Source organism: Burkholderia latens, assembly GCF_001718795.1.
GTDB lineage: Bacteria > Pseudomonadota > Gammaproteobacteria > Burkholderiales > Burkholderiaceae > Burkholderia > Burkholderia latens_A.
Genome location: NZ_CP013435.1, coordinates 541,471 through 553,694, shown reverse-complemented (window position 1 = coordinate 553,694; position 12,224 = coordinate 541,471). Strand labels below are relative to the sequence as shown.

The 12,224-nt window shown below is 59.3% G+C and carries 7 protein-coding genes, 1 tRNA gene and 3 rRNA genes; 4 read left to right on the top strand and 7 right to left on the bottom strand.

The features are described from left to right. Positions 1–55: 55 nt before the first annotated feature. The 5 genes from rrf to WK25_RS02595 form a co-directional block, all read right to left on the bottom strand. Positions 56–168: ribosomal RNA gene (rrf, locus tag WK25_RS02615) — 5S ribosomal RNA — on the bottom strand. A gap of 130 nt (positions 169–298) precedes the next feature. Next, a 23S ribosomal RNA gene (locus tag WK25_RS02610) occupies positions 299–3,179 on the bottom strand. 439 nt (positions 3,180–3,618) lie between these two features. Then, positions 3,619–5,151: ribosomal RNA gene (locus WK25_RS02605) — 16S ribosomal RNA — on the bottom strand. Together the 16S, 23S and 5S rRNA genes form the textbook arrangement of a ribosomal RNA operon. A gap of 558 nt (positions 5,152–5,709) precedes the next feature. Then, entirely contained in the window at positions 5,710–6,240 is a 531-nt protein-coding gene (locus WK25_RS02600; RefSeq protein WP_174554663.1) for a cytochrome b, read from the bottom strand. Continuing rightward, on the bottom strand, positions 6,240–7,331 hold the full coding sequence (locus WK25_RS02595) for a catalase family peroxidase (RefSeq protein WP_069240942.1): 1,092 nt from the start codon (positions 7,329–7,331) through the stop codon (positions 6,240–6,242). The genes WK25_RS02600 and WK25_RS02595 overlap by 1 nt, the downstream gene beginning before the upstream one ends. A gap of 157 nt (positions 7,332–7,488) precedes the next feature. On the opposite strand from WK25_RS02595, the gene WK25_RS02590 reads away from it, so the two are divergent. The 4 genes from WK25_RS02590 (at position 7,489) to WK25_RS02575 (ending at position 10,733) form a co-directional block, all read left to right on the top strand. Further along, positions 7,489–8,010, top strand: coding sequence for a sigma-70 family RNA polymerase sigma factor (locus tag WK25_RS02590; RefSeq protein WP_040142633.1), 522 nt, complete (start codon positions 7,489–7,491; stop codon positions 8,008–8,010). Then, positions 8,007–8,765: an anti-sigma factor family protein gene (locus tag WK25_RS02585; RefSeq protein ID WP_059548166.1), complete on the top strand. Its 759-nt coding sequence runs from the start codon at positions 8,007–8,009 to the stop codon at positions 8,763–8,765. The genes WK25_RS02590 and WK25_RS02585 overlap by 4 nt, the downstream gene beginning before the upstream one ends. 1,064 nt (positions 8,766–9,829) lie before the next feature. Continuing rightward, positions 9,830–9,906: transfer RNA gene (locus tag WK25_RS02580), tRNA-Val, on the top strand. Between the two features lie 86 nt (positions 9,907–9,992). Beyond that, positions 9,993–10,733, top strand: a complete 741-nt coding sequence (locus tag WK25_RS02575; RefSeq protein ID WP_236857807.1) for a DUF2628 domain-containing protein — start codon at positions 9,993–9,995, stop codon at positions 10,731–10,733. 93 nt (positions 10,734–10,826) lie between these two features. On the opposite strand, the gene WK25_RS02570 is transcribed toward WK25_RS02575, so the two are convergent. After that, positions 10,827–11,708 carry a sigma-70 family RNA polymerase sigma factor gene (locus tag WK25_RS02570; RefSeq protein WP_040142637.1) on the bottom strand — a complete coding sequence of 294 codons (882 nt, stop codon included), beginning with the start codon at positions 11,706–11,708 and terminating at the stop codon, positions 10,827–10,829. Next, a complete protein-coding gene (locus tag WK25_RS02565) occupies positions 11,708–12,184 on the bottom strand; it encodes a carboxymuconolactone decarboxylase family protein (protein WP_040142639.1) in 477 nt (158 codons plus the stop codon). Before WK25_RS02565 ends, WK25_RS02570 begins: the two co-directional genes overlap by 1 nt. Between the last annotated feature and the right edge of the window lie 40 nt (positions 12,185–12,224).

Genomic DNA, 12,224 nt, shown 5'->3' with positions numbered 1-12,224 from the left:
GCCGCAAATGCAAAAACCCCCGCCGGTTCGGGCGGGGGTTTCTGGCTTGAGGGGAGCCTGACGATTACCTACTTTCACACGGGAATCCGCACTATCATCGGCGTAGAGTCGTTTCACGGTCCTGTTCGGGATGGGAAGGGGTGGGACCGACTCGCTATGGTCATCAGGCAAAGAGGGTTGTCCTGCTGGCATGGCCAACAGAACCAATCTGGGAAGAAGCAGTAATTTTAGGTTGTGTGTATCACACACGAGAATCCAACCGTCCGACGCGCTCTGTAGCGCGAAACAGACTTGTTATAGGATCAAGCCTTACGGGCAATTAGTATCGGTTAGCTGAACGCATTACTGCGCTTACACACCCGACCTATCAACGTCCTGGTCTCGAACGACCCTTCAAGGGGATCTAGTCCCCAGGGATATCTCATCTTAAGGCGAGTTTCCCGCTTAGATGCTTTCAGCGGTTATCTCTTCCGAACATAGCTACCCGGCGATGCCACTGGCGTGACAACCGGTACACCAGAGGTTCGTCCACTCCGGTCCTCTCGTACTAGGAGCAGCCCCCTTCAAATATCCAACGCCCACGGCAGATAGGGACCAAACTGTCTCACGACGTTTTAAACCCAGCTCACGTACCTCTTTAAATGGCGAACAGCCATACCCTTGGGACCGGCTACAGCCCCAGGATGAGATGAGCCGACATCGAGGTGCCAAACACCGCCGTCGATATGAACTCTTGGGCGGTATCAGCCTGTTATCCCCAGAGTACCTTTTATCCGTTGAGCGATGGCCCTTCCATACAGAACCACCGGATCACTATGACCTGCTTTCGCACCTGCTCGACTTGTCGGTCTCGCAGTTAAGCACGCTTATGCCATTGCACTATCAGCACGATTTCCGACCGTACCTAGCGTACCTTCGTACTCCTCCGTTACGCTTTGGGAGGAGACCGCCCCAGTCAAACTGCCTACCATGCACTGTCCCCGACCCGGATCACGGGCCAAGGTTAGAACCTCAAACAAACCAGGGTGGTATTTCAAGGACGGCTCCACCGAAACTAGCGTTCCGGTTTCATAGCCTCCCACCTATCCTACACAGATCGGTTCAAAGTCCAATGCAAAGCTACAGTAAAGGTTCATGGGGTCTTTCCGTCTAGCCGCGGGTAGATTGCATCATCACAAACACTTCAACTTCGCTGAGTCTCGGGAGGAGACAGTGTGGCCATCGTTACGCCATTCGTGCAGGTCGGAACTTACCCGACAAGGAATTTCGCTACCTTAGGACCGTTATAGTTACGGCCGCCGTTTACCGGGACTTCAATCAAGAGCTTGCACCCCATCATTTAATCTTCCGGCACCGGGCAGGCGTCACACCCTATACGTCCACTTTCGTGTTTGCAGAGTGCTGTGTTTTTATTAAACAGTCGCAGCCACCAGTTTATTGCAACCCCTTCACCCTCCTGGCGCAGGCCAGTCAAGCTACAAGGGCGTACCTTATCCCGAAGTTACGGTACCAATTTGCCGAGTTCCTTCTCCCGAGTTCTCTCAAGCGCCTTAGAATACTCATCTCGCCCACCTGTGTCGGTTTGCGGTACGGTCATCGTTAGACTGAAGCTTAGAGGCTTTTCTTGGAACCACTTCCAATTGCTTCGCTCCCGAAGGAGCTCGCGCCACACCCTTGAATTACGCGCCCGGATTTGCCTAAGCGCCTTCTCCAATGCAGCGACCGGGACTTCCAACACCCGGACAACCTTCCGCGATCCGTCCCCCCATCGCATCTAACGACGGTGCAGGAATATTGACCTGCTTCCCATCAGCTACGCATTTCTGCCTCGCCTTAGGGGCCGACTCACCCTACGCCGATGAACGTTGCGTAGGAAACCTTGGGCTTACGGCGAGGGGGCCTTTCACCCCCTTTATCGCTACTCATGTCAGCATTCGCACTTCCGATACCTCCAGCACGCTTTTCAACGCACCTTCGCAGGCTTACGGAACGCTCTCCTACCATGCGTGCAAGCACGCATCCGCAGCTTCGGTATATAGCTTAGCCCCGTTACATCTTCCGCGCAGGACGACTCGATCAGTGAGCTATTACGCTTTCTTTAAAGGGTGGCTGCTTCTAAGCCAACCTCCTGACTGTTTTAGCCTTCCCACTTCGTTTCCCACTTAGCTATATTTGGGGACCTTAGCTGGCGGTCTGGGTTGTTTCCCTCTTGACACCGGACGTTAGCACCCGATGTCTGTCTCCCGTGATTGCACTCTTCGGTATTCGGAGTTTGCTATGGCGGGGTAATCTGCAATAGACCCCCCAACCATGACAGTGCTCTACCCCCGAAGGTGAGACACGAGGCACTACCTAAATAGTTTTCGGAGAGAACCAGCTATTTCCAGGTTTGTTTAGCCTTTCACCCCTATCCACAGCTCATCCCCTAACTTTTCAACGTTAGTGGGTTCGGACCTCCAGTACGTGTTACCGCACCTTCATCCTGGCCATGGATAGATCACCTGGTTTCGGGTCTACGCCCAGCAACTGAACGCCCTATTCGGACTCGCTTTCGCTACGCCTGCCCTATACGGTTAAGCTTGCTACTGAACGTAAGTCGCTGACCCATTATACAAAAGGTACGCCGTCACCCCTTACGAGGCTCCGACTGTTTGTATGCATGCGGTTTCAGGATCTATTTCACTCCCCTCCCGGGGTTCTTTTCGCCTTTCCCTCACGGTACTGGTTCACTATCGGTCGATCACGAGTATTTAGCCTTGGAGGATGGTCCCCCCATCTTCAGACAGGATTTCACGTGTCCCGCCCTACTTGTCGCACACCTAGTTCTTTCATACTGTTTTCGCCTACAGGGCTATCACCTGCTATGGCCGCACTTTCCAGAGCGTTCGGCTAACAATACAAATAAAGAGTGCAAGGCTCATCCCATTTCGCTCGCCACTACTTTGGGAATCTCGGTTGATTTCTTTTCCTGCGGTTACTTAGATGTTTCAGTTCACCGCGTTCGCTTCGCATGGCCTATGTATTCAGCCATGGATACTCCATAAGGAGTGGGTTTCCCCATTCGGACATCTACGGATCAAAGCTCGTTTGCCAGCTCCCCGTAGCTTTTCGCAGGCTACCGCGTCCTTCATCGCCTGTGATCGCCAAGGCATCCACCACATGCACTTGTTCGCTTGACCCTATAACGAGTCTGTCTCGTTACAGGTTGAGTTCTCGCGTTGTGCCGTATTCCAAGTTGATGTCGACCAGAGTTGGCGCTTTAGCGCTTACTCTGGCCCCACTCCCGTAGGGAGCCGAACATGAAGTTCGAATCATCTTGAGATACATCGATACAATCACAACCCGGATAGTTTTCACGTCCATCTCAAAGACGCTTCCGCTATCCAAATTACTTACTTCTTCCAGATTGTTAAAGAACGACAGCCGATATGGTGTTACTCATATCACTCTGACTGGCTCAATCGCCAATGACAAAGACTCGAACCAAGTCGAATGCTTGTCATTGAAGATTATCGAAAGCGGCCGGCATTACACCTGACAAAACCGCTAGCAGACAGTCTTTCTGCCCTTGTCAACAGCCGATAAGCGTGAGCGCTCAATTTTGCGAGATAGCTCTGGAAAGGAGGTGATCCAGCCGCACCTTCCGATACGGCTACCTTGTTACGACTTCACCCCAGTCATGAATCCTACCGTGGTGACCGTCCTCCTTGCGGTTAGACTAGCCACTTCTGGTAAAACCCACTCCCATGGTGTGACGGGCGGTGTGTACAAGACCCGGGAACGTATTCACCGCGGCATGCTGATCCGCGATTACTAGCGATTCCAGCTTCATGCACTCGAGTTGCAGAGTGCAATCCGGACTACGATCGGTTTTCTGGGATTAGCTCCCCCTCGCGGGTTGGCAACCCTCTGTTCCGACCATTGTATGACGTGTGAAGCCCTACCCATAAGGGCCATGAGGACTTGACGTCATCCCCACCTTCCTCCGGTTTGTCACCGGCAGTCTCCTTAGAGTGCTCTTGCGTAGCAACTAAGGACAAGGGTTGCGCTCGTTGCGGGACTTAACCCAACATCTCACGACACGAGCTGACGACAGCCATGCAGCACCTGTGCGCCGGTTCTCTTTCGAGCACTCCCGAATCTCTTCAGGATTCCGACCATGTCAAGGGTAGGTAAGGTTTTTCGCGTTGCATCGAATTAATCCACATCATCCACCGCTTGTGCGGGTCCCCGTCAATTCCTTTGAGTTTTAATCTTGCGACCGTACTCCCCAGGCGGTCAACTTCACGCGTTAGCTACGTTACTAAGGAAATGAATCCCCAACAACTAGTTGACATCGTTTAGGGCGTGGACTACCAGGGTATCTAATCCTGTTTGCTCCCCACGCTTTCGTGCATGAGCGTCAGTATTGGCCCAGGGGGCTGCCTTCGCCATCGGTATTCCTCCACATCTCTACGCATTTCACTGCTACACGTGGAATTCTACCCCCCTCTGCCATACTCTAGCCTGCCAGTCACCAATGCAGTTCCCAGGTTGAGCCCGGGGATTTCACATCGGTCTTAGCAAACCGCCTGCGCACGCTTTACGCCCAGTAATTCCGATTAACGCTTGCACCCTACGTATTACCGCGGCTGCTGGCACGTAGTTAGCCGGTGCTTATTCTTCCGGTACCGTCATCCCCCGGCTGTATTAGAGCCAAGGATTTCTTTCCGGACAAAAGTGCTTTACAACCCGAAGGCCTTCTTCACACACGCGGCATTGCTGGATCAGGCTTTCGCCCATTGTCCAAAATTCCCCACTGCTGCCTCCCGTAGGAGTCTGGGCCGTGTCTCAGTCCCAGTGTGGCTGGTCGTCCTCTCAGACCAGCTACTGATCGTCGCCTTGGTAGGCCTTTACCCCACCAACTAGCTAATCAGCCATCGGCCAACCCTATAGCGCGAGGCCCGAAGGTCCCCCGCTTTCATCCGTAGATCGTATGCGGTATTAATCCGGCTTTCGCCGGGCTATCCCCCACTACAGGACATGTTCCGATGTATTACTCACCCGTTCGCCACTCGCCACCAGGTGCAAGCACCCGTGCTGCCGTTCGACTTGCATGTGTAAGGCATGCCGCCAGCGTTCAATCTGAGCCAGGATCAAACTCTTCAGTTCAAACCTGTTACTGTTTTCGGTTCCGTTAAGAACCGGTCGCTCACTCAAAGCTGACAGGTATATGAATCACTTCATAAACCTGACTTACTTTAGTGTGAGACTCTTGATACTTTTGCTATCTGATCCGAAGATCAGCTCGCTGCCATCAAGCGCCCACACTTATCGGCTGTTAATTTTTAAAGAGCATTTCTGCGAGAAACTTCGTGTTTCCCGGCAGCGCTGCGTTTTCAGCAGCGAAGAAGCGGAAGTATGAGCTGTTTTTTTAAACACGTCAACAACTTTTTAACTACTTCGTTGCGACGGCTTCGTTTCAACTCTTCGTGCGCCGGGCTCTACAACCTGCCATCCACCGCACCGCTTCCCTTCTTCCTCCGCGCCGCGTTTCCGTTAGCGCGAAAGAGGCGTGATTCTAGGCACCCGTTGCCAACTCCGCAAGCCCTTTTTTGAAATTATTTTGACGCGCGCTACCAAGGGGCCGTTGAGCCGCTCCATTGATCATATGCAAGCAAAGCGGCGGAATCCGTGTCGGTCACCCGTGAACAGTCCCGCCGCCCTTGCTCACCGCCCGACCATTGCCCTCACCACACCATCCCGCCGGATCAACCCGTGATACAGCGCAGCCGCAAAGTGCGCGATGAACGTCAGGAAGAACAGGTAAGCCAACACACGGTGCGCGACCCGAAGCCACGCAAACGTCACTGGATCAGCGGAGACTAGTGCCGGCAATTGCACGCCGCCGCCCAACGTCACCGGATAGCCGCCAGCCGACAGCATCGCCCACCCGATCAGCGGCATCGCGACCATCAGCGCATACAGCACCAGGTGCGACCCATGCGCGGCCACCTTCTGCCACCAGGGCAAATCGTCAGGCAGCCCCGGTGGCTTCGATGAAAGCCGCACCGCGATCCGGACGCAAACCATCACCAGCACCGCGATTCCCAATGGTTTGTGCAAAGCCACCAAAAAGTCATGCCGCCGGGAAACCGACGCCACCATCCCCACGCCGACGAACAGCATCGTGAGAACCATCGCGGCCATCACCCAATGCAGCACCCTCGCCGGCAAACTAAACGTCGTAGCAGACTTCATCACCGTCCCTCCGCACTCAACCGTGCCACACCGGCTACGCCGGCCTCTTCACTCGTCCTGCGCAGATACGAATCCGCATACGCGGCCGACCGCGCCGCCAGCAACGGATCGCCCGACGCCTGAATCCCCTGCGGCAGCACCGTCGGATCGTAATTCACGTCCCGGCACGGCCCGCTGTCCTGCGGTTCCACGCGATCGAGCACGAACGTGCCCGCGTCGATCGTCGTCCGCTGCGCGGGCCACGTCTTGGTCGCGTCGTCCACCGGGTCGCCGGGCTCGGCCAACGTGACCAGCAACTTCCATTTCTGCGCACCTTCCGCGATGCGCCGCGTCAGGTCCTGCTGAAGCACGTTCGGATCCGCGGCCGTCGCGACATCGCCGGCACCCGCCGTCTGCTCCGGCACGACCCGCCACCGCACCGCCTGACGCTTGCCGGCCGCGTCGACAAAGTAGAACGCGTTCAGCCCGTAATAGCTTTCGGTGACGTAGCTCGCGCTCGGTTTCGCACCCTTCACCCATGCGCGGAACGCGGCCGTCTCCGGATGTGCGCCGAAAAACGCCTTCACCTTCGCCGGATCGGGCTTGCCCGTCGCCGGATCCGGCTGCGTCGCGCGCAATTGCGCGTAGAACGCCTGCGGCGTTGCCACCGGAAACACCGGCATCGCGTTCATCCCGGTCCGCCATTGCTGGCCGTCCGGCGCGGTGAGCTTCAGCGCCAGGCTGCGGATCGGCACGCTGCTGTCCGGCGCATACGGATTGCCGCCAGGCAGCGCGAACCGGCCGACCACCGGCGTACGCACCGCCTTGAAAAACGGCGCCACCGAATACGCGCTCGCGGCGCCGTTGCCTTCGAAGTAGCCGGTCACGCATACGCCCTTCGCGTGATTGCGCCGAAAGCCCGGATGCTCGCCGCCGCCGGCCGTCTGCAGCGCGTCGACGAGCCGGTGCGGCGTCAGGCGCGCCGGCGCGAGCCAACCGCCGACATACCCGAACGCGACGGCCACGCCGGCCACCGCGCCGCCGATCGCTGCCCAGCGCCACCATCCGCGCGCCGGCTCGCGCGGCGGCGAGGAAGAGGAAGATTGCTTCATGGATGCACTCCCGATCGTCTGATCATTGTCGAACGCACGTAGGACGCCGCCCGCACCGCTTTATTCCATCAACACATTTTTCGTATGCTGACGGAATAAGCGGCGCCGACCGGCGTCCTACGCGGTATCTCCACGCTTATCGGCTCGCGCCCCGGCCATGCCCTCAAACGCCCCCGACGACGACGCATTGCGCGAACTCATTCCCCGGCTGCGACGCTTCGCGCTCTGGCTGGCGCGCGACGTCCATGCAGCCGACGATCTCGTCCAGTCGACGCTCGAGCGCGCGCTGTCGCGCTGGACGAGCCGCCGCGACGACGCGTCGCTGCGCAGCTGGCTGTTCACGATCCTTTACCGGCAGTTTCTCGACGGCAAACGCAGCGCGAAGCGCTATGCGTGGCTGCTGGGCCGCATCGGCTCCGACGACGAGCCGCACTGGCCGTCCGCCGAACGCGAAGTGGCCGCGCGCGCAACGCTGGAGGCGTTCGGGCGCCTGTCCGACGAGCAGCGCAGCCTGCTGCTGCTGGTCGCGGTCGAAGGCTTCACGTATCAGGAAGTCGCCGACCTGCTCGACGTGCCGATCGGCACGGTGATGTCGCGGCTATCGCGCGCGCGGCAGGCGCTGCGCCAGCTCAGCGACGGCGAACTTCCTGCCCCTTCCTTGCGGTTGATGAAGAAATGAACATTCCTCCCGACGAACACGATCTTCAAGCCTATGTCGACGGGCAACTCGACAACGACGCACGCGCCGCGGTCGAGCGGTATCTCGCGCTGCATCCCGAGCGCGCCGAACAGGTGAAGCAATGGCGCCAGGATGCGCAGCGACTGCGCGCGGCGCTGGAGCGCGCGCGGATGCCCGACGACAATCCGGCGCTCGATCCGGCAGCGATTCGCGCGCGGCGAGCCGAGCGCACGCGGATGCGGTTCGCGATGGCCGCCTCGTTCGTGTTCTGCATCGGGCTCGGCACGTTCGGTGGATGGCAGGCGCGTGGCCTGGACGCGCAGCCGGCTGTCGCGCCGATGAGCGACGCGGTCAGCGCTTACCGGATGATGGCGGTCGACCGGACGGCAAAGGCCGATTACCGGCCGACCGGTGCGAACGATCTGCAACGATGGTTCACCGCGCGCGTCGGCGCGTCGGCGAAGCTGCCGGATTTGAGTGCGGCCGGGTTCATGCCGGTTGGCGGCCGGTTGTTTACAACGGATCGTGGAGCCACGGCGGTAATGGTGCTCTACGAGGACGATGCCGGGCGGACGCTGAGTTTTTATGTACGGCCCGCGGAATCGTCTCACCGGTTGCTGCCGCCCGGGCAACGCGTGGACGGCGCGCTGCTGGCGCGGTATGGATCGGTGAACGGGCTCAACTTCGCGGTGGTCGGGCCGGCCGGTAATCTGGGGGAACAGGCCGTTCAGCGGGCGCTCGATCAGCAGATTTGAGTGCGGCTATGCGCGGCCCGTTGGTGGCCGACATGTACTGCTACGGCTCGGCGATGCGGTTGCGCCCGACGAACCGATACACAGCGTTCCGATTCGTTTGCGCGGTGATTGTCCACAACGGTCGCAACCGCGCCGCCTGTTGAACCGCTCGCCTTGTGAGCTGCACAGCATTCGCAGTGATTCCGAGTGTCAATGCCCGCCACGCCTCTGTCGGTTCGGTGCACAGGATTTGGATTCGTTTGGTCTCGGATTATCCATAGGTTCGCGTCAGCCCTCGGTGGATGCCAACGACGAGCTGCACAACGTTTCCGTTCGTTTTTTGTCCGGCATTTCTGCGCGTCCCGACTTGCCGAACGACGCATACGGGGCAACCTCTTTGCCACAAGCGTTACACAGATGACGTCGAGGCGCTCGAACCCGATGTCACCCGAGCGTTTCTGCATCCGGTGTACGACGGTGTCGGTATCGAGGGTATCGATTCGCGTCGATGAGGAATCAGCCGACGGTCCGGCGTTCGAGGTCCAGGCTCTACGGAGCAATCGGTCCCCCGACTGACCGCTGGTCTCACAGACCGCCGATCCGTTTGTCGATCCGTCCAGCAGTGCACATCTTGCGCCGAGCACAGTCGTCTCACTGCGCTTATCCAAAGGTGTTAACAGAGAACGTATACATACGTAGTGATAGTTAACAAGTGCGCGGCAGCACAGTGGATAAGCTCCGTAACAGCTTGAATTCTCAGGCCGACCCGGAATGCATAACCGCCGGCAATGCACAGGCAAATCTCTGTGGAGCGCAGAACAACTTTCCGTCGATTCACGGCTGCCTCGACATATCCTCAATCGTTCCACTGTGAATCCAGAGGCTTGCCGGATGGTTATCCAGAGGCGAATGTGGATAACGTCACAGTGCATCGACGCGTTTTGCTGTGACGAGAGCGCGTGAAGCCGGCGCACTTGCATCGAGGACGCACATCGATCTGCAGCGTCGTCACGCGTACGATTCAAAAAATTTTCACGAAGGGGCTTGTGCTCAGTACGAAGCGTCTCTATAATTCGCGGCTTCTTAGGCTCGTAGCTCAGTTGGTTAGAGCACCACCTTGACATGGTGGGGGTCGTTGGTTCGAATCCAATCGAGCCTACCAACGAACAAATCGAAGGGGTCGGCAGCACGCATTGCCTTAAGGCAATCCGGCTCGCCAAACATACGAACGCCACGCGGCAACATCGCGTGGCGTTTTTCTTTTTCGACACGAAAACGCACGTGCACCGTCCGCGCACGATGCAATCCGCGGGCGCTCCCTTCGTCGCCGATCCCGACTTCATCGCGCCACTCAGCGGCCACTGCCGGCCGAGTAGAATCACGTTCGCATCGCCGAGGCCGCGTCGAACGACGCACGATGCACGACCCATCAAAACGACAACGCGCGTCGCGCGCGACCGAGAGCACGCCATCATGTCCGAGATCACGACAACCGCATCGCCCGCGAACAACGAAGAAATCGCCGCCTATGTCGGCAAGAAAGCGGCGTGGTACGAGAACAAATGGGCAATCGCCGCATCGCGCAAGAACCGCCTGTCGTGGAACTGGGCTGCGTGCTTTCTGGGTCCGGTGTGGATCGCGTATCGCTGCATGTACTGGCAAGCGGCCGCCGTGCTCGGCGCGACGATGGCGGTCCTGTTCGTCGAGTTGCTGTTCTTCCCGAAATACGTCGAATCCACGTCACTCGATCCGGTCACGATCGCGATCGCCGTTACGCTCGGCTGGTGTGCGAACGGCATCTACAAGGCGCACGTCGAGCGTCGGATCGAGAAGCTGCGGCCCAGCGCGACATCGCGCGAATCGTTTCTTGCGCTGTTGAGTGCAGAGGGCGGCACGAACTGGCTCGCGGCGATCGGCTTCGCGATCGCGACGCCCGCGCTCGGCTATCTGATCCTGATCCTTTGCAATGCCGCCGGCGGTATCGAATAAGCGCCAAAGGCACTGGCGCAAAAAACGAGGAGGGCGACGACGCGGAGCGCAGCCGCCGCCTCGAACGCCCGTGCCGCGATGCGCGGCCATGCATCAATGCAGATGCTTCAGCTTGTCCGGATTGCGCACCACGTAGATCGCGACGATCTTGCCGCCCTCGATCTCGAGCGCAGTGGTCTGCAGCTCGCCATCGGCTTCCAGCGTGACGAATCCCGGCAGCCCATTGACGAATCCGGCACGCACGAGCTTCGACGCGTGCGTCGCGAACAGCCCGGCCAGATACTCGTGCACCTTCATCACACGCTCGAAGCCGAACACCGGCTTGCCGGCGGCCACGCGCTTACCGCCGCCGTCCGAATGCAGGCTCACGTCGTCGGCAAGCATCGCGCCGAGCGTGCGCATGTCGCCGCTGCGTGACGCCGCGAAGAACGCCTCGGCCAGCTCGATCCCGCGCTGTTTTTCGACGTGGAACCGCGGCCGCGCGTCGCGCACGTGCGTGCGCGCCCGCGCGGCGAGCTGCCGGCACGCGGCCGGATCGCGTTGGATCGTCGTCGCGATCTCGTCGAATTCGACGCCGAACACGTCATGCAGCAAAAACGCCGCGCGCTCCAGCGGCGACAACCGCTCGAGTGCGAGCATCAGCGGCAGCGTGACGTCTTCCTGCTCGTCTTCGTCGACGACCGGTTCTGGCAGCCACGGGCCGATATACGTTTCACGCTGGCGCCGCGCGGACTTCAATTGATCGAGACACATGCGCATCACCATGCGGCGCAGGAACGCTTCGGGCACGCGCACTTCGGTGCGATCGACGCCCATCCAGCGAATGAACGCGTCCTGCACGATGTCCTCGGCGTCCGCGACGGAACCGAGCATCCGGTACGCGACGCGGATCAGCGTGCGACGCAGCGGGTCGAAGCTCGCCGCCGCATCGGCATGGTGTGCGGCGCTGCCGGGCGCCGGATCGACGCTCGTCATCAAGCGACCATCTTCGCGGCAGCAGCCTTCGCGTCGGCCGGATCGATCCACAGCCCGAAGCCGACGGCGAGCCGGTTCCAGCCGTTGATCACGTTGATCATCAGCGTGAGTTTCACTTGTTCCTCCTGGCTGAAGTGGTCGTTGAGCGCCGCGTACGCGGCTTCGCACCCGCCGTGGCCTTCCGACAGCCGTGTCAGCGCATCGGTCCAGCCGAGCGCCGCGCGTTCGCGGTCGGTATAGCAGGGCGCTTCGCGCCACGCGGCCAGCAGGTTGATGCGCTGCTCGGTCTCGCCTTGCTCACGCGCCTCGGTCGTGTGCATGTTAAGGCAGTTCGCGCAGGCGTTGATCTGCGACGCGCGGATCTTGACCAGCTCGATCAGCGTCGGCTCGAGGCTCCCGGCAGCGGCGACCGATACGGCCATCCAGTTCTTCATCAGCGCGGGCGCAGCGGCAAACGGATTGAGTTTCGCAGCCATGGTTCCTTCTCCTTTCATGTGGGTTCCGTCGGTATGACGA